This window comes from Parashewanella curva (assembly GCF_003675895.1).
GTDB classification, from domain to species: Bacteria; Pseudomonadota; Gammaproteobacteria; order Enterobacterales; family Shewanellaceae; genus Parashewanella; species Parashewanella curva.
Window position 1 is genome coordinate 99,384 of record NZ_ML014755.1, and the last position, 19,059, is coordinate 118,442.

Genomic DNA, 19,059 nt, shown 5'->3' on the forward strand with positions numbered 1-19,059 from the left:
TTGAATACAGGTTAGCAAACACTTTTGCCGCAAAGCATGACCTAAATCAGAAATTATCGATAAAATGAGATCTTTCTCTTCAAGTGGGCACAAAAATTATGCAATGGTTTATTCCGTATTCAGTATCAACGATCCAGCCTTGGTTATCTCAACGTACGGGAGAAACTCGATTTGGAGACAAGATACGTTTTGTTGAGCAGCAACAAGATTTAACTCAACTAAAACGACAAGGGGTTAAATTTGTTCTCATTGGAGTCAATGAAGACATTGGCCCACAAGGAAACCTAGGCAAAGGCGGAAGCGGAGACGGCTTTAAAGCAGCCGTCAGTCAATGGATAAACCTACAAAGCAATGCTCATCTTACAGGCTCTGAATGTGCCATATGGGGTGAAATTGATTGTCGCGATCTTAATATTAACGCAGCTTCTGTTGAACAACTACGCGCCAATACTGAAATCATAGATCAACGAGTCATCGAAGCAGTTCAAGCCATATTTGATGCTGGACTTGAGCCTATTGTAATCGGTGGTGGTCACAACAACGCATATGGACTATTAACCGCAGCAAAGCAAAGTTTCAGCTCCCCTATGGCGGCAGTAAACCTTGATCCTCACTCTGATTTTCGCCTTAAAGAAGGCCGTCACAGTGGTAATGGGTTTAGCTATGCGGCCGCTGAAGGCGCTTTAGCTTGTTATCATGTACTTGGTTTACATGAACTCAAAAATAGTGCCGCTAATCTTGAGCAACTTCAAAAGTTTGGTGGCAGTTGGCACAGCTTGCAACAAATTTGGGTAAGACGAGAGCTATCTTTAACCGATGCTTTAGTCCAAATAACTGACAAACTGAAACAGAGCCAACTTCCCGTTGGGTTAGAATTAGATGTTGATTCCATTAACGCATTTCCATCCAGTGCCATGACTTATGCTGGTATTCCACTATTAGACGCGACCCACTATGTTTATTACATCGCCAAGCATAATGATTGCCGATACGCCCACTTCGCTGAGCCAGCGGCGGCAATTCACCCTATATCCGGCACTGAAGGCTTTAAGCAAGTAGGTCAAAGCTTATCGGAATTGATCTATGCCTATATTCAAGGTCGACTGGACAAATAACGTTCATTACAAATAAGTAACTCTTTTACAAAGATACACTTTTGAACTTTGGTGGGTATAATGGCTCACAGAAAAAGGCGTAAACAACACAGGATACCAAGACCATGTCTGATGGTGGCTCAAAACAAACCCACTTCGGTTACAAAACCGTAGATGCTGACAAAAAAGCCGATTTAGTAGCTGATGTCTTTCACTCAGTGGCTGCTAAATACGACATCATGAATGATGTTATGTCATTGGGTATCCATCGCTTTTGGAAGCGATTTACGATAGAAACTGCTGCGGCTCGACCAGGTATGAAAGTACTGGATCTTGCTGGTGGCACGGGCGATCTTACCGCTAAATTTTCACAACTTGTTGGCGCTGCAGGCTCAGTAACTTTGGCTGACATCAATGATTCTATGCTAAAAGTCGGTCGTGATAAGCTTCGTGACAAAGGCATTGTAGGTAATGTCAGCTATGTGCAAGCGAACGCAGAAGCTCTGCCTTTTCCTGATAATCATTTTGATATCATTACCATCGCATTTGGTTTGCGAAATGTTACCGACAAAGATGCAGCCCTTCGCTCAATGCAACGAGTGCTGAAACCCGGTGGAAAGCTGTTAGTTCTAGAGTTTTCTAAACCTCAACATGACTTAATGAAGAAAGTCTATGACTTATACAGCTTCAAAGTGATTCCTCAAATGGGCAAACTCATTACTAATGATGCTGATAGCTATGAATATCTTGCTGAATCAATTCGTATGCACCCTGATCAAGAAACATTAAAGCAAATGATGATTGATGCTGGACTTGAGCAAGTGGATTATACCAATATGACTGACGGTATTGTCGCACTGCACCGTGGATACAAGTTCTAATGTCATCTCATCAGCTTGCCTTAGTTTGTGTTAGTGTCGTTGAAACGGCACTGGCTCAGCTTGCGAAATTAAACCCTCATCTCAGTTCTGAGCAAAGCAAGCTCAAAGGTAAAATCATTAAAATTCAGCTGAAGCAGCTGCCCTTTCCGCTATTTTTCATCGGTGCCGAACAAATTTTAGTGATGAGTCAATTCTCAGGAGAAGCAGACGTTACCGTCAATGCCGATGCCACCACTTTGTACCGCCTTACTGAAGGTGCCAATCTAACTGAACTCATCAAAGCTGATAAGCTGCAATTAGATGGCGACCTCGCCGTGCTACAAAACTTTAATCATTATCTGCAGCAATTATCATTTGATTGGGGCGAAATCATGGCAAAAGTAATTGGTGATGCTCCTGCTCATTGGTTGCAAACAGGGCTTAAGCAGTTAAAGCATGATGTGACAAAGGTGATGTGCCGTACCCAAGAGCACGTAGCAGAGCTGGCTATTGAGGAATACAAATTAGCTCCCCATAAAATTGAATTTATTCATTTTCAAGATACGCTTGAAACACTAGAAAACGAAGCCGAACAATTAGCACAGCGCATCGCCATGTTAAGGAATCATATTAACTAATGAGTATCACAGGGATCCGGCGTGGATATCACATCATCAAGGTACTGCTTCAATTTGGCCTTGACGAACTTTTACCTAAAAAACTCAAGCCTTGGTATTTCAAGCTATTACGCAGTAGCTTTTTTTGGATCCGTAACAAGCACAAATCATTATCAGGCGGAGAACGTTTCCGCCTTGCCATGCTTGAACTTGGTCCCGTCTACATCAAGCTAGGACAGATGTTATCCACTCGCCGAGATCTATTGAGTGATGAATGGGCACAAGAGCTAGCCAAACTGCAAGACAGAGTGCCACCATTTTCATCTCAACTCGCCCGTGAAGCCATCGAAACCGAATTGGGTACAAGCATTGATGCCCATTTTGATGATTTTGATGACACGCCATTAGCGTCAGCGTCAATTGCACAAGTGCATTGTGCAACACTTAAATCTAGTGGGGCGCCAGTGGTATTAAAAGTGCTACGTCCTAATATCGAGCAACAAATCCAAGCTGATATTACTTTGATGGAGCAAGTTAGCCACACGATTGAAAAATTGCTCGGTAATAGTCGCCGTTTTCGTCCTGCAGATGTTATTGCTGATTACAAAAATACCATTCTGGGAGAGTTAGATTTAAAGCTTGAGGCCCACAACGCCACCAAACTTAGAAACAACTTCCTTGATTCAGACTCTTTATACATACCTTTCGTTTATGAAGAACTCTGTCACCGCCGTTTAATGGTGATGGAACGGATTGACGGCATTCCAGTTTCAAATGTTGAGGAGCTTACCGCTCAAGGTACCAATTTTAAGTTGTTGGCCGAACGTGGGGTTGAAATCTTTTTCACCCAAGTCTTTAGAGATAACTTTTTTCATGCCGATATGCATCCTGGCAATATTTTTATCTCCAAAGAACACCCTGACAACCCATATTACATTGGGCTAGACTGCGGGATCATGGGCATATTAAGTGATTCTGATAAACGTTACTTAGCTGAAAACTTTCTGGCATTCTTTAATCGCGATTATCAACGTATTGCTCACCTTTATATCGAGTCTGGTTGGATTTCTGGAGACACAGATGTTGTTGCCTTTGAGCAAGCAGTCAAAGCCATGTGTGAACCAATGTTTAACAAACCTCTCCATGAAATTTCGTTCGGGCATGTATTATTAGAGCTATTTAGAACCGCGAGACGGTTCGAGCTGATTGTGCAACCTCAATTAATTCTTCTTCAGAAAACCTTATTATATATTGAGGGCTTAGGTAGACAGTTGTATCCTCAGCTAGATTTATGGCAAACGGCGAAACCTTTTTTAGAAAACTGGATGTCAGAACAAGTCGGCCCTAAAGCTTTTTATCAAAAAGCCAAAGCCAACTTACCTTTTTGGTCTGAAAAATTACCAGAGTTGCCAGAATTAGTTTATGACAACTTAAAACTGGGCAGAAAGATGTTAGGTTCGCAGCAAGATATGCTCAATAGATACCTAAAACATCAACAACAGTTACATAAAAGTCACTATTTATTGATAACTTCAGCCGTTTTATTGATTTGTGGCACCTTTTTGTTCACACAAAGTGCGTATCCTGTATTGGCACAAAGTTGCATAGGGTTGGGTGTCGGTTGCTGGTTATTCGGTTGGTTCACACGACCTAAATCATAGAATTCATAGAGTAAATTAGGAGTATTTCATGGCGGGTATTAGCATTTGGCAACTACTTATTATTGCCGTAATCGTGGTGTTACTGTTTGGAACCAAAAAACTTCGTAATATCGGTAGCGATTTAGGCGGTGCGGTTAAAGGTTTTAAAAATGCCATGTCAGAAGAAGACAAAAAGTCTCTCACTGATGAAACAACGGCGAACAACACTGTAGACGTTGATAACAAAACCACCACTGAAACAAAAGATAAAGAACAGGCGTAACCAGCATGTTTGATGGCATCGGCTTTATGGAGCTGTTGCTGATAGGTATTATTGGCCTAGTTGTACTTGGGCCTGAACGCCTGCCAGTGGCAGTTCGTACAGTAGCAGGCTGGATCAAAGCAATAAAGCGCATGGTTAATTCAGTGAAAGATGAGCTGGAACAAGAGTTAAACATTGAGCAACTGCATAAAGATCTGAAAGAAGCAGAAAGTAAAGGGCTAGCCAATTTGTCTCCTGAACTACAAGAGTCAATCGACAAGCTCAAGCAAGCGGCAGAATCTGTGAATCGACCGTATAAAGTCGATTCGGAAACATCGTCATCTTCTGAGCAGGCTGACAAACCTTCTGTGGTAGATGAAGATTCGCAGAAGTCTCCTGCGCCTAAAGCGGATATGACTTCTAAGCCGGCAGATCACAACGGATAAACTATGGCAGAGCAACAACCTTTGATCAGCCACTTGCTGGAACTTCGCACAAAAGTGCTTAAGGCAATTGGTAGCATACTTTTTGTATTCATGTGTATTGTGTATTGGGCAAAAGATATTTATCACTTTGTGTCAGTACCACTAATGAGTACGCTTCCTACAGGTGGCAGTATGATTGCCACCGAAGTAACGGCGCCCTTTTTTGCTCCATTTAAGCTCACTCTGATCTTATCTTTCTTCATCGCCATACCATATGTGCTATTTCAGATTTGGTCTTTTATTGCGCCGGGGTTGTATCGACACGAAAAGCGTCTTATTGCTCCGCTGCTATTTAGCAGTACCTTTCTGTTTTATCTCGGGATTGCATTTGCGTACTTTGTGGTCTTTCCAGTGGTATTTGGCTTCTTCACTAGCGTTGCACCTGAAGGAGTTCAAATTGCAACAGATATAAACAGTTACCTTAACTTTGTACTAAAACTGTTTTTTGCGTTTGGATTGGCATTTGAGATACCTGTTGCTGTCGTCCTGTTATGTTGGGCAGGCGTCACCACAGTTGAGGATTTAAGTGCAAAACGCCCTTATATTGTCGTGGCCGCGTTTGTGATTGGGATGTTGCTTACACCACCGGATATCATTTCACAAACCATGTTGGCTGTGCCGATGCTATTGCTATTTGAAGGTGGTTTGCTTGCAGCCCGTTTCTACCGACCTAAGCCAGAGCAGCAAGAAAACGAAACTGAAAACAGTATCATTCCTAAAGATTAATCGTGCATATTTACCCTCTCTCGTTGTAGTATCTGTGCTACAACGAGAATAATTGATATTAATAAATAAAAGGTGAATCAAGATGCGTTATGGATGGTTAGCTTTTAGTGCCCTTTTTATATCCACATCTAGCTTTGCAGGTATTGAAACTCAGCTTAAACGTTGCCAAATCATCAACGACAAATTAGAACGATTGATATGCTACGATCGTGTGGCTAAATCGGTTAATTCAACCAGTACCACATCACTATCAAAAGCGAAGGTTCAGTCTGCTTCAAAGAACCTTATTCCTGCAAATCCTGAAGATGATTTTGGTCGTGTAAAACCTAAACCTGATGCCATTGCAAAATTAAACCTCACGGTAGCCAGTGTCACCAAGAGTCATTATGGTACATTGCGAATTCGTTTTAGCAATGGTCAATCATGGCGCCAGTTGGATTCACGCCGCTTTAGGCTCAAAAGAGGTGACAAAGTTTTTATAAAAAAAGCGGCTCTTGGCTCATTTTTATTAGGAATGGACGGACGTAACAGCACCATTCGAGTAAAAAGGGACAAGTAAGTTTTGCAGCAAAGGTATATTGATATCGGCGTTAACCTTGTCGGCAGCAAACTTGAACACCGTCTAGACACCATCTTGCAAGAAAACAAACAACATGGTGTTAATGCCATGGTGGTCATAAGTAGCGACCTTAATGAATCAGCAGATGTCATCAATATCTGTAATGACTACCCTCGACAATTATTTGCCACAGCTGGCGTGCATCCACACCACGCCAGTAGTTGGGGAAGCTCCAGCCAAGACCATTTAATTAAGCTTGTCACTCAAAATGAGGTAGTCGCGATTGGGGAATGTGGTTTAGATTTTAATCGCAATTACTCGCCACCACAGGCTCAATTACAGGCTTTTGAGCAGCAATTACAAATCGCTACAGAACTCAATAAACCCGTCTATATGCATTGTCGTGATGCCCATGACGAATTTATAGAATTAGTTGCGCGATATCGTAATCAATTGCCTAAGGCGGTATTACATTGCTTTACGGGCAATACTCAGCAACTGCAGGATTGCTTGAAGCTTGATCTGCATATCGGGGTTACCGGCTGGGTATGTGATGAGCGCCGTGGACAAGAACTGGCTGAAGCCGTAAAGCATATACCTAATGATAGGATTCTACTTGAAACTGACAGCCCTTATTTAATTCCAAGAAACCTAAAACCAAAACCTAAATCCAGTACTAATTACCCCAAATATTTACCCAATATTGCAGCGACGATTGCAGATCTTAGAGGTCAGCCACTAAAGGAGTTGGCCGAGCAATGCTATAAAAACACGCTGAACTTTTTCGACATGGATGTAAGCTAATGAAGCGACTTTGCTTATTAACCTGCTGTTTATTTTTGTGGTTTACCACTCAAGCTATTGCCGCTTCAGGCATTCCGGCTGCCAACGTAACTGGCCTGCCTAAATTGGATCTCACTCCTTATATTTATGTATTGCATGACCATGAAAGTGCAACGGCTCATACGATATTCAAAGTATCTGATAATGAATGGGTCAAATTTAGAGATGCAAATAAGCGCACGATCAGCGAACACAACTTCTGGTTTCAAGTAAAGCTCGAAACCCAACTAGATACAGTAAAACGTGCCATAGAAATCAATAATCCATTGTTGGATAAAATCACCATCTATCACCTTATTGATGGTGTATTAGTTGACTCCAAATCTTTAGGTGACACTCTGCCATTTTCAAGTAGAGATATCCTACACAACGACTTTATTTACCAAGTTGATTTAAAAAAAGGCGAACAACACAGTCTGTTATTCCATATTGAAACCTTGGGAAGTGCTGCCGTTCCTATGACCCTTTGGAGTAACAAGGCGCTGTTTCAATCCGATCAAGACAAACTGATGATAACGGGTGTATTGATTGGCATGTTATTTGGTGTTGGTATCTTTAGTCTGTTCTTTGCACTGGCCACAGGCTCGTTCAGTTATGGTTATTTTTCCGGCTATGTATTTGCCATGACCTTATTAGTTTCCAGTCTTTCTGGCTACGGTTATCAATTCCTTTGGCCTAACTCCCCTTATCTTCAAGGGTTGATCATGCCGCTGATCATTCCGATCAGCATGACCTTTGCCTTAATGCTGACGGAAAAAATCTTAGATTTAAAACGTAACAATGCTTATTTAGTGCGATCTTGCCGTTTAGGAGCAACAACTACCTTAGTATTAAGCTTATTGGCCTTTATTGTTCGTTACGACTGGCTGTTGCTCGTCCAAATTAATATGGCAATTTTACTGGTCTTTATGCTGATCATGATCACCTTTTTTCAGGTCATCAAAGGACATAAATTAGCACGTTTGTATGCCTTGGGCTGGGGTGCCATTTTATTCGGTGCAGGAACCAGTGCATTGAGTTATTTAGGGGTAATCTCATTTAACATTGAGCCGCAATTTCCAATCATGATTGGGCTCGGCGTCGAGGTGATAATGATCAGCTCAATTTTGGCGATTCGCTATAACAATGAACGAAAAGCAAAATCCCGAATTCAGCAAAAAGCGTTAATGCAAGCCGAGCGAATAAGGCAAGTAAAAGAAGAAGCTCTAAAAGCCGAAACGCTGAGTAACGAGCAATTAGGCAGCATGGTACAAGAACGGACGCTAGAACTTGAGATTGCTTATCGAGAGCTTAACGAAGCTCATCATAAGCTAAAAGAACAATCTACGATTGATACGCTCACCGGCGTAAAGAATCGCAGCACTTTTGACAAGCGTCTAACTGCTGAAGCAAAACTCAGCCGCCGACAGCAAACTCCACTTGCTGTGATGATGCTCGATATTGATAAATTTAAATTAATCAACGACACCTACGGCCACTTAGCCGGTGATGAAGCACTTAAATTTATTGCTAATGCTATCGCTTCTCAGCTTAAACGCCCAACTGACTTAGTGTCTCGATACGGCGGAGAAGAATTTGCGATCATTCTTCCAGCAACAGACATGGTTGGAGCACTCAAAGTTGCTGAAAATATTCGACAATTTATTAGTCAGAATCATATCAAATGGAAAGATCAGAGCATCTATCTTACTGTGAGCATTGGGGTTACAGCTGACGTTGTTCATGATAAAGAACAAGCAATTAAGCTACTCGAACAAGCCGATAAGGCGTTATACTACGCCAAAGACTCTGGCCGAGATCAAGTACAAGCCTACGCACTTCATCTTGAAGCACAAGAAAGCGAATCTTAAAACGAGGTACACGTGAATTTAGTAACTGGAGCATTTCCACAGCGCAGAATGCGTCGTATGCGTAAACATGACTTTAGTCGCCGTTTAATGGCTGAAAATCAATTAACCGTGAATGATTTGATTTACCCGATGTTTGTCTTAGAGGGTAAAAACCGAACTGAAGATGTCGCTTCAATGCCGGGCATAAAACGCTATTCATTAGACTTGCTGCTCAAAGAAGCTGGAGAGTTAGTTGCATTAGGTATTCCCCTAATTGCTCTATTCCCTGTTACTCCTGCTGATAAAAAGTCATTGATGGCAGAAGAAGCCTATAACCCAGAAGGGTTAGTTCAGCGTAGCGTTCGAGCGTTAAAAGCGGCTTATCCTGAGCTTGGGATCATGACTGACGTTGCTTTAGACCCATTCACCACTCACGGTCAAGATGGGATCATTGATGATGAAGGCTACATCATAAACGATGTCACCACAGAAGTATTAATCAAACAGGCCCTGTCTCACGCTGAAGCGGGTGCCGATATGGTCGGCCCATCAGACATGATGGACGGTCGTATTGGTGCCATTCGTAATGCGCTTGAGCAAGCAGGTCATGTAAACACCCAAATCATGGCTTACTCAGCTAAGTACTCATCGAGCTACTACGGCCCATTTAGAGATGCCGTAGGCTCAGCGGGTAACCTAAAAGGTGGCAATAAGCACTCATACCAAATGGATCCTGCCAATATCGATGAAGCGATACATGAAGTAGCATTGGATATTCAAGAAGGTGCGGATATGGTTATGGTTAAGCCTGGTATGCCGTATTTAGACGTCGTACGCCGAGTGAAATCTGAGCTTGCAGTTCCAACCTTTGCTTACCAAGTCAGTGGCGAATACGCCATGCACATGGCCGCCATTCAAAATGGCTGGTTGGCTGAAAAGCCTATCGTGATGGAATCACTGCTTTGCTTTAAGCGCGCGGGTGCTGATGGCATTTTGACTTACTTTGCTAAGAGTGTTGCACAGTGGTTAAAAGAAGACGCTAGATAAAGTTTAATTTATAAGATCAAAAAAAGCCCCAAGAATATATCTTCTTGGGGCTTTTTTATTTAGTTCAATTACAGACCAGCATCAGCCTTTAGTGCTTCCGCTTTATCCGTCGCTTCCCATGGGAAGATATCGCGACCAAAGTGACCGTAAGCCGCCGTTTCTTGGTAGATAGGACGCTCTAGGTTCAACATTTGAGTCAGACCATAAGGACGAAGATCAAAGTGACGACGAACCAGATCAATCAATAATGCTTCTGAAACTTTACCTGTACCAAACGTCTCAACACTGATAGATGTTGGCTCAGCTACACCAATAGCGTAAGACACTTGAATTTCACAACGCTCTGCAAGACCTGCCGCAACGATGTTCTTGGCCACATAACGCGCTGCATAAGCGGCACTGCGGTCAACTTTTGATGGATCTTTACCAGAGAAAGCACCACCACCGTGACGAGCCATACCGCCATAAGTATCAACAATGATCTTACGACCAGTTAAACCACAGTCTCCCATTGGACCACCAATCACAAAGCGACCGGTTGGATTAATGAAGTATTTCGTGTCTTGATTTAACCATTTTGCTGGCAATACAGGCTTAACGATGGTTTCCATCACACCTTCAATCAAATCAGCTTGAGCAATGTCTTCACTGTGTTGAGTGGAAAGCACAACCGCATCAATACCCACAATTTTATCTTCGTCATAAGCGAAGGTAACTTGGCTTTTTGCATCTGGGCGTAACCACGGTAAAGTGCCATCTTTACGCACTTCAGATTGACGCTTAACTAGAGCGTGAGAATACGTAATTGGCGCAGGCATTAGCACGTCAGTTTCGTTACTGGCGTAACCAAACATCAAGCCTTGGTCACCGGCACCTTGCTCTGCTGGATCCGCGCGATCAACACCTTGATTAATATCTGGTGATTGCTTACCTATGGTATTTAAAATAGCACAAGAATCCGCATCGAATCCCATATCTGAATTGGTGTAACCAATTTCACGAACGGTTTTACGGGTTAACTCTTCAATATCCACCCAAGCGGAGGTCGTCACTTCACCACCCACCATAACCATACCTGTCTTTACATAAGTCTCACAGGCGACACGGGCTTTAGGATCTTGCTCTAGGATTGCATCAAGTACGGCATCAGAGATCTGATCCGCAATTTTATCTGGATGACCTTCTGAAACCGATTCAGAAGTAAATAAATGTTTTGCCATTATGTTGTGCTCTCAGTCACTAAAAGAAGCTTCCACAACAATTAACTAACAACTGGAAGCGTTGACATCTAGATGGCTATTCTAAATGATTTAATAACAAGTTTCACGCTTTAAAAAACAATATTTCTTTGTATCCATAGAAATTAGACCCGTACCACACACCTCAAGTCAGCTATGATTCAGTGCAGCCACTTTATATTATTGTTTTAATATCAAATGCTAAGCATGATGGAACAACTGACTCAATCAGATCATGTCACTGAAATTGTAACAACCCCAATTTCCTCAAATTCGAAGACGGAAACAAATACACTGACCTTTGAAAAAAAGCCGCAGCCTGCATCCGAAAATCCAAGGCCTGAATTTGAATATGAGGCTAAACACCAACAATCTAGCCCACAATTAGCCAGATATATGAAGGAAGAAAGTGTAAGTCATGCGATAGTAACCAATACCGAACCTAAGCCCAAACTTACCGTTACTCCACCTAGCTCTCAAATATGTCTAGAAAGAAGCATTCCTCAATCTCTACAGATCAAATATGAATTTACTCTAATTTTCCAAGAGATAACAAAACTTGAACGCGAATATAATGTACTGGCTAGTCTGAGCTCAAAACTTCCAGATCATACAATTAAAGAGAGAGCCGTTAACTTAGTAATACGATATATCACGGTGAGTAAAAAGCATTATGATTTTCTTCAAAAATCTCCTGAAACCTTAACATTACTCACCTCAATGCCTGATGTTCAATTTCAAACACCTTCTGAGTTTGGCCTGTATCTATCCCATGTTAACGTGTGCCAGAGTATACTCGGTCAAGTAAATTGTATTGGCCGTGATTTTTCTTTGGATAGTGAAATTAGTGGTGCTTTTATTTGCTTTTATTGCAGACCCTATTGTTCGGAATGTTCAGCAGATGACGAAGTAGAGGCGACTATCTTTGAGGCACTGACTCAATTTACGCCAATAAACTGGTTAAAGTATCAATTTGATTTATTAAATATACTGCAAGGTTCTCGTACCGTTCGTCTGCTCCCAAAATTTGAACGCATTAGTTTAGAAGAATTCAATATATCCGACCCTGAAATATACAAAGTGACTTATCTATTTATAGCCGCACAGGCCCAATTTATAAGACGCAGCTATTCAAAATTATATATCCAAAGTCAAGGAAAAGCTGAAGAACGTTTATTACAGGATATCGCTAAAATTAAAGAAGGTGTCACCGTATCCCCCACTCTATTCACTCTGTTCGAGTCTACTCAACACTTCATATTCAACGGGGATTTTGAGTCAGAAAGTAATAAGACAACCTTCATCGAAGAATGCTTGTGGTTTCTGCACTATTTTTGCGATAGTTTTCAAATTATTCAGCCACTTCATCAGCTACATCGACGACCAAGCGGAATGCTAACTAACAATGGTGTTTTATGCTGGTCTCTCTCTTATCATATAAACTTTTTAGCTGAACAGACGACATCATGGCCTAAGCAGCACCCTCATCTAACATTACTCATACATTGGCTTAAAGATAAAGTCATGGCTGAACAGGCTCCTGTTAATTCCCATTTATGGAGATTACAATACCACCTTGAGCAATTATGCAAATCTCACCCTTTTTTCAACGATAAGTGCCAACAAGCTCTTCCAAGCTACCCAAGAAAACGGCAGCTAAAACAAATCGAAAAGCCATTCCCTGAAACACCTATAAAACTGCCATCCAATCCTTCAACATTGATGTTCCAAGCAGATACTGCCTTACGACATTTATTAAAAAATATGGTCTTTTTTGAGTCCAGAGAAAGCTTCACCCAACAAGAAGTTAATCGACAATTAACCCTGCTTAGTAAAAACGATCTTCTCGCTGCTAAGCATATTGAAGTAGCAAGAGCAAAAGGGAGGAACTTAGTAAAAATCGTACAGTGGTACGATAATTACTTAGATTGTAATGCTTTCGAACGATTTATTCTTACAGAGCCTTCATTAAAAGTTTCACCAAAATTACAAGACACTTTTGATACACATATGAAGGCCCACCATAGATTGTTATCAGCACGCCGAAGCTTATTAATGTCAAAGCATGATCCAGATAAAGATTCTGATAAATTGCTTTCCTTATCAAGGGAAATAGCTCAATGTCGTATGCAAGGCTCTTTATCCAAAAAAATAAAAGAGCAATCTCAACAATTACTGCAAACATTCGAGCAATGCAACTCGAACTTAGTAAAGGTCGTCCAAACAGATATATTGATGGCCTACAGTGGTCGTTTCCAAAACCTTCCAACCACAACCGAAGCAGGATTACTGAGCTGTACAGCAGCAACCGCTTTTATCGCGATACAAAAACGAGCCACCGTAATGCAAGTGCTGCTTATGGGAACCAACTTTAAAAAGAATGAAGAATATAGCCTATATAGAGAGCAATTAATCCATCAAGTGCAACATGGAAATTTACATCAATTAAGCTATTTAATTTTTGACGTTTGGCCTCAATCAACAAGTTTTTCTTCTGAAAATCATCAACCGTTAGTTCTCTTAAAAATAATGTTTGCGCCAGATGATTTTTTAAATCATTTAAAAAGCTTAGATGCTATTGAATACCTGCAATATACTCACTCCTACTATACGATTCCCTTGTGTTTAATACTGAATGAACAATATGAAGCGCACTGCAAAGCACTCATAAAATGTCCAACATTAGCTGATTTTGAATTTCATCAGCAAAGATTACTTGCTATCGAACACACAATTACCAAAGGTTGGCTACATAAACATATCTATGCTGACACCATATTAGGCAACTTGAATATTGACCTTTGTAATCAGTTATTAACACTTATCATAGAATTTCCACAAGATGAGGTATTAAAACATCATGCTGAATTAAGTGAAGCATTACAAATAAAACGGCAAGAAAGCCTAACATTCGAAGCCTCATTGCCTTCCCCTCCAAAAAAAGAGCCGTGCGTAACAAAGAAATCCGTTTTTATGCCCCGTAAGCCACAAAATGAAGAGCGCGAGAGTCCTAAGGCACCAATACCAGAGGTCATCAGCGAAGCCGATCAATTACTTATGCCAATTGAAAAAATGTCGACCTCTGAGCCTCAGCAAGCGATCGATAAATTTTCTAAAATTTTAACGGAGCACTCAAGTAAGACAGAGGTCTGCATACGAGCTAGAATTAGTAAGGCTCATGCAGCAATGTTACTGGTCTCACCTACCTTGGATAAACTACTTCTATTCCAAAAGAAAACGCTAGATTTCAATCAAGGTTTTCGTGATGCTATTGCAACTCATAAACAAGATTTAGACACCAAAATTACCCATCCAAACCCAGATTTATTCTCTTATATGGTCGATCACTGTATCAGTAGAATGCCTATACTGGCAGATGAATTAGTGGGGGGAATACAGAAAGCCCAGTTTCACCTAGCTGAAATTGACGAAATTCCTCCAGATATGACACACGACCTAGACAACCTAGCCCTTTGCTGCAAAGAAGTCAGAGAGGTAGAGCAGAAAATTAAGCAATCGCTACTGTTGATAAGGCAATTTGATGAACTTTTACTGTTGAGAACTGAATTTAATGCTTATCTAAAGTGCTACAGAGATAACCACAGAGAAGAAATAAAAATCAAAAGCCGCAATCAAATTAAAAATTCTGGTGAAAAATATGATGAATTTGCTGAAAAAATTGACATATTACGTCGGGCATTTTCTGAATTTCAAGGAACCTGCCATACCATGATGCGAAATACTGATTAATGGGTGGAAATTGTCAGTCGTTATTCAGCACGACTGACATATATTTGTATTTCTTATTAATGAGTTATGTGAAATGCAAGCGCCTCCATATCCATATATTGAAACACCATCATTATTGCTGCCAAGCGACTTAGACTTCAGCGCATTGCCTTATTACTCACAACCACTACCACAATATTTTCATGTTCAACAGCATCACGGGGGATTCTGCTCATCTACGCAGCTTTATCAATACCAAGTTCTGCCCGTTTATCAAGATGCATTTGTATTATGGCATTTTACTGAAAGTGCGCAGGCTCCGATAGAAAGAGAAGATGAGCAGGAACAGCCAAAAATAGTAACAGAACATACACCAACTAAAGTGAAAAGTTTTACTGAAGCGACAAACACATCAAGCACTCCGCCAATTCATCAAGGTAATGTTTCGTCTGATTCTCCCCCTTGCCCCCCTATACCTTCACAAATAAAAGAAAGCCTACCCTCTGCCCATTCGAAGTTTGAGATAACTCAAATTTATACTGAACTCATATCTATTGATGCCGCATTTCGAACTAGCTTAAATTTAAAGGAACGTATCGATGAAGATAGATTTAAGAATAAAATAACGGAATTATTACAGCGTACTCTTATTGTTAGTAAAAAGTACTGTGACTTTCTTCATGCTCACTCAGAAATTACTCAATGGCTAAAATCAATGCCCGACGGTAATTTTAAAACACCTTCGGATTTAGGGCTGTATTCTATTCATATTCGAACCTGCTATGCCCTATTTAACACTCAGCAATCCGCCATCTACGATGCAGACATGGGTGCTGAGCTAAGCACCTGCTTGAGCTGTTTTTATTGTTCTCACTACTTTTCAGCTTTTTCAGTAGAAACAGAAAATGAACACACCATCTATAAAGGATTTAGGGGCTTTACTCCTTCGAGCTGGCTAGTATTTCAATTCGAATTGATGGAAATCATTCAAAAATCGCTCACCATCGAGGTCATTCCCAATACCGACTCATCAAAAAAATACGAAATGGGTATAAATAGGGATATGTTCTACCACTCAACCTATATATTCATGACCTTTCAGTCACAGGTCTTAAGAACGAGCCATCAATTATTAAGTGAATTGCAACGCACACAAAAGTGCCAACCGATAAGGCGTGTCCACAAAGAACTCGCTCCACAAATTGAACCTAAATTGCGCCCTCAGTATATAGAACGGTTCATGAATGATCTTGCTCGGGTAAAAAGATCCGTCGTTAACAACCACTCATTATCGGTGTTGTTCATTTCTTGTCAGAAGTTTGTATTGCTAAATAAAGTACAACAATTTAAAAATCGGCTGAGTTACATTCATGAAACCTTAGTGTTCCTTGGCTTTTTTAGTAATGCGTTCCAAACCGCTCAAGTATTATGTGCATTATGCCAGCTACCAATAAGTAAGGCACCCCAACCGCAACAAAGACAACTCTACCAAGCATTAGCTCAGCACATTGATTTTTTAACAAAGCAACCCAAATGGACTGGGAGACACAAAACATTCGCACTTGTTATCCATCATTTAATGAAAACAATTGCAGTTGTTACCTCTTGCGATGATGCTGATTTAAAAAGTTTGCAACTAGAATTTGAAAAATTAAGCGCTGCGCACCCTGAATTTGCTAATGAGCCTTCCCAGCCACTCCCAAGGATATCTAAACGCTCACCTTTAAAGCCCAGTGTAAAACACAGCCCCAAAACTGAAATTCCAGCTCCGCAAATGTCCAAAAGATTGATTTTCAGATCGGATATTGCCTTACAACACCTGCTAAAGAAAACACCTATTTTTAAACATAAAGGCAAATTTAGTGACTACGAAATAGTCCGTAACCTTAGCTCAGATGTCGATGTACAAGTTTTAAAATCTAAAATGCCTCCAGTCCCAGAGAAACAATCGACAATGGCTGTTGATAAAGCTTTAGCTCAATGGTACACCCAGTACCTTGATGACCATCCTTTCGATTGTTTTCTACTGACAGAACCTCACCTTAAGGTTCCAAAAAAGGTGCAATCAGCACTCAATTTCCGCATGAAATGGCACGACGTTATGCTACGAAATCGCCTTCAAGCATTGCTAACTGAGTACGTCCCTCTAGAAAAACCAACTGAATTGAGCTTCCTTTGTGAAACCCTAAGAAACAATTATTTCAAAACCCCAAACGCTAAGGCGTTAACCTCACAAATGCAACAACTGTTGAGCCTACTCAAACTTCGTAACCATCAACTTTCTGAATTAATCAAAATTGGATTAATGATTGCCCATTGCAATCAATTCATAAAAAAACCGCTGGGAAAAAATGAAGATATGTTTTCAGAAAACGCACAGCAAGCTATTGCCGCTTTACAACAGCGAGTTAATGCTCTGCAAGCGTTAGATATAGGAGTAAAAAAAATAAACAAAAAAGAATATACCGATTTTGTAAAGACGTTTTCTGACTTAGCCATTCACGGAGAACATAGCCAGCTAAATTATATGATTTTCGAAGTCTGGCCGAACTCAACTCAATTTAAGCAAGCGTATCATCAACAATTGTTATCCCTTCAAATTCTCATTTCACCTGACAATTTTCTTCCCCATTTACAAGCCCTTGATGCCATCGAATACCAACAACATAGCTTTTCCTGTATCACAATAAGGCTGTGCGCCACTTTGACTAGCCTATACAAAAGCAATACTGAAGCATTACTTAAATGTGCTACTTTAGGGGAATTTGAGAAGCATCAACAGCGCAAGAAAGCCATCGAACACACTATTGAAAAAGGGTGGCTACATAAACATATGTTTGCATGTTGTGATGCAGAAGATTTGAGCATCGAAACCTGTCAACAGTTACTCCAGCAAATTGTAAGTTTTCCTCTTTATAAGGCGCTGGCTCATGAAGCACATTTAAAAATTCAAGTGAGAAAACTGCAACAGCAAAACCAGGCATTTGTAGCATCTTTACCCGAAACAACCGCAAAAACCCAACAAATAGCTAAGTCGACTTTTGTGCCCCCAAAGCAAACCTCTATATCTTCCGAGCAACGAGTCGAAGAAGTGCCTATCCCGCAGTCTCATTTTGCTAGCGATGCCGATAAATGGTTGCAACCTATCGAAGCCATGGCGCCCACTGAGCCACTTCTCGCTATCGAACATTATTCATCAATGATTATGATGCACTCAGAAAATTTACATCTATGCTTTCGTGCGAGGATCGGCAAGGCTCATGCCGCAATGATGCTATTGTCCCCGAGATTAAACGAATTACTCGCTTTTAATAGTGACACTTTAAAATTTAATGAAGGTTTTCGTAAAGCTATTGAACAACATAATAAAAATCCACGCGCTAGAATAACACACCCGGATCCCAGTTTATTCACTCGTATGCGTACAGATTGTATTGAAGTGCTACCCACTATCGCTAAAAAAGTTATCCCTGATATTCAGCAAACTCAATTCCACATATCAGATATTGACGCTATTCCTGATGATTTGATGGATGAACCTCGCACCTTAGCGTTTTGTAGAGATGAAATAAAAGAGACAGAACAAAAGATCCTAAGTGCTTTAGAATTATTGCATCAATTTGAGGTGTTCAAAGTTTTGAAAAAAGAATTCAATGCTCGCCTCGCAGTCCATAGGCATGAAAACCCAAGCGAACATAAAGTTAAAACAATTGAGGAGATCGAACAAGCTACGCAAACTTACCTTAAATTTTCAATAAACGTCAAATCGATGAGAGAATCTTTCACTGAACTACAGCAAGCTTGTAAAAGCATGCACTCAAGCTTGGTTGAAAATTGATCAAGCCTCAACTCTGGATAACTAAGTAAATAACATTTTGATTTACAATACAAACCTTAAACTTATATCTTCAGTGCTGTTAATTTTGTGTAGTTCAAGGCGGAACGGAACAGTTCGTAATAACAGGTCTATGATGGGTTGTTCTAATACAGAAATACACATAGGTGATTATGCTGTAGAGGTTGGATTATGCAGAACTTAGGTTAGCGATGCTCACCAATTGATCATTTCATAAAGCGGTACTTTTGGCTGAGAGAGCGAAAGCTTAATTTTCAGGGTTAAAGCAAGATTG

Annotated in this window: 14 protein-coding genes; 13 read left to right on the forward strand and 1 reads right to left on the reverse strand. The window is 40.7% G+C overall.

The annotated features are described in order from the left end of the window. Positions 1–98: 98 nt before the first annotated feature. The 11 genes from D5018_RS02450 to hemB all read left to right on the forward strand — a co-directional run bounded on the left by D5018_RS02450 (position 99) and on the right by hemB (position 9,962). The gene (locus tag D5018_RS02450; protein ID WP_121837393.1) at positions 99–1,115 is read left to right on the forward strand and encodes a formimidoylglutamase; all 1,017 of its coding nucleotides are present in this window, start codon (positions 99–101) and stop codon (positions 1,113–1,115) included. 104 nt (positions 1,116–1,219) lie between these two features. Then, positions 1,220–1,975 carry a bifunctional demethylmenaquinone methyltransferase/2-methoxy-6-polyprenyl-1,4-benzoquinol methylase UbiE gene (gene ubiE, locus D5018_RS02455; protein WP_121837394.1) on the forward strand — a complete coding sequence of 252 codons (756 nt, stop codon included), beginning with the start codon at positions 1,220–1,222 and terminating at the stop codon, positions 1,973–1,975. Next, positions 1,975–2,592, forward strand: coding sequence for a ubiquinone biosynthesis accessory factor UbiJ (locus tag D5018_RS02460; RefSeq protein ID WP_121837395.1), 618 nt, complete (start codon positions 1,975–1,977; stop codon positions 2,590–2,592). Before ubiE ends, D5018_RS02460 begins: the two co-directional genes overlap by 1 nt. Further along, entirely contained in the window at positions 2,592–4,232 is a 1,641-nt protein-coding gene (gene ubiB / locus D5018_RS02465) for a ubiquinone biosynthesis regulatory protein kinase UbiB (protein WP_121837396.1), read from the forward strand. The genes D5018_RS02460 and ubiB overlap by 1 nt, the downstream gene beginning before the upstream one ends. Positions 4,233–4,260: 28 nt before the next feature. Further along, complete coding sequence (tatA, locus tag D5018_RS02470; RefSeq protein ID WP_121837397.1) at positions 4,261–4,494, forward strand: Sec-independent protein translocase subunit TatA; 234 nt, start codon at positions 4,261–4,263, stop codon at positions 4,492–4,494. Positions 4,495–4,499: 5 nt separating this feature from the next. Further along, positions 4,500–4,919 (forward strand): Sec-independent protein translocase protein TatB, encoded by a 420-nt coding sequence (tatB, locus tag D5018_RS02475; protein WP_121837398.1) that lies wholly within the window; start codon positions 4,500–4,502, stop codon positions 4,917–4,919. Between the two features lie 3 nt (positions 4,920–4,922). After that, positions 4,923–5,684, forward strand: coding sequence for a twin-arginine translocase subunit TatC (tatC, locus tag D5018_RS02480; RefSeq protein WP_121837399.1), 762 nt, complete (start codon positions 4,923–4,925; stop codon positions 5,682–5,684). Between the two features lie 82 nt (positions 5,685–5,766). After that, the gene (locus D5018_RS02485) at positions 5,767–6,243 is read left to right on the forward strand and encodes a hypothetical protein (RefSeq protein WP_121837400.1); all 477 of its coding nucleotides are present in this window, start codon (positions 5,767–5,769) and stop codon (positions 6,241–6,243) included. Positions 6,244–6,246: 3 nt separating this feature from the next. Continuing rightward, positions 6,247–7,047, forward strand: coding sequence for a TatD family hydrolase (locus tag D5018_RS02490; protein ID WP_121837401.1), 801 nt, complete (start codon positions 6,247–6,249; stop codon positions 7,045–7,047). Beyond that, positions 7,047–8,936 (forward strand): sensor domain-containing diguanylate cyclase, encoded by a 1,890-nt coding sequence (locus tag D5018_RS02495; protein ID WP_121837402.1) that lies wholly within the window; start codon positions 7,047–7,049, stop codon positions 8,934–8,936. Before D5018_RS02490 ends, D5018_RS02495 begins: the two co-directional genes overlap by 1 nt. A gap of 12 nt (positions 8,937–8,948) precedes the next feature. Further along, complete coding sequence (gene hemB, locus D5018_RS02500) at positions 8,949–9,962, forward strand: porphobilinogen synthase (protein ID WP_121837403.1); 1,014 nt, start codon at positions 8,949–8,951, stop codon at positions 9,960–9,962. Between the two features lie 68 nt (positions 9,963–10,030). On the opposite strand, the gene metK is transcribed toward hemB, so the two are convergent. Then, the gene (metK, locus tag D5018_RS02505; RefSeq protein ID WP_121837404.1) at positions 10,031–11,182 is read right to left on the reverse strand and encodes a methionine adenosyltransferase; all 1,152 of its coding nucleotides are present in this window, start codon (positions 11,180–11,182) and stop codon (positions 10,031–10,033) included. 225 nt (positions 11,183–11,407) lie between these two features. Between metK and D5018_RS02510 the strand changes: the two genes are divergently transcribed. Then, positions 11,408–14,950 carry a hypothetical protein gene (locus D5018_RS02510; protein ID WP_133309221.1) on the forward strand — a complete coding sequence of 1,181 codons (3,543 nt, stop codon included), beginning with the start codon at positions 11,408–11,410 and terminating at the stop codon, positions 14,948–14,950. Positions 14,951–15,023: 73 nt separating this feature from the next. Further along, positions 15,024–18,767: a hypothetical protein gene (locus D5018_RS02515; RefSeq protein WP_121837406.1), complete on the forward strand. Its 3,744-nt coding sequence runs from the start codon at positions 15,024–15,026 to the stop codon at positions 18,765–18,767. Positions 18,768–19,059 lie beyond the last annotated feature (292 nt).

Bases quoted from the DNA above. Each gene is read 5' to 3' on its own strand.
- D5018_RS02450 (WP_121837393.1), top strand. From the start codon at position 99: ATGCAATGGTTTATTCCGTATTCAGTATCAACGATCCAGCCTTGGTTA.
- ubiE (WP_121837394.1), top strand. From the start codon at position 1,220: ATGTCTGATGGTGGCTCAAAACAAACCCACTTCGGTTACAAAACCGTA.
- D5018_RS02460 (WP_121837395.1), top strand. From the start codon at position 1,975: ATGTCATCTCATCAGCTTGCCTTAGTTTGTGTTAGTGTCGTTGAAACG.
- ubiB (WP_121837396.1), top strand. From the start codon at position 2,592: ATGAGTATCACAGGGATCCGGCGTGGATATCACATCATCAAGGTACTG.
- tatA (WP_121837397.1), top strand. From the start codon at position 4,261: ATGGCGGGTATTAGCATTTGGCAACTACTTATTATTGCCGTAATCGTG.
- tatB (WP_121837398.1), top strand. From the start codon at position 4,500: ATGTTTGATGGCATCGGCTTTATGGAGCTGTTGCTGATAGGTATTATT.
- tatC (WP_121837399.1), top strand. From the start codon at position 4,923: ATGGCAGAGCAACAACCTTTGATCAGCCACTTGCTGGAACTTCGCACA.
- D5018_RS02485 (WP_121837400.1), top strand. From the start codon at position 5,767: ATGCGTTATGGATGGTTAGCTTTTAGTGCCCTTTTTATATCCACATCT.
- D5018_RS02495 (WP_121837402.1), top strand. From the start codon at position 7,047: ATGAAGCGACTTTGCTTATTAACCTGCTGTTTATTTTTGTGGTTTACC.
- metK (WP_121837404.1), bottom strand. From the start codon at position 11,182: ATGGCAAAACATTTATTTACTTCTGAATCGGTTTCAGAAGGTCATCCA.
- D5018_RS02510 (WP_133309221.1), top strand. From the start codon at position 11,408: ATGATGGAACAACTGACTCAATCAGATCATGTCACTGAAATTGTAACA.
- D5018_RS02515 (WP_121837406.1), top strand. From the start codon at position 15,024: ATGCAAGCGCCTCCATATCCATATATTGAAACACCATCATTATTGCTG.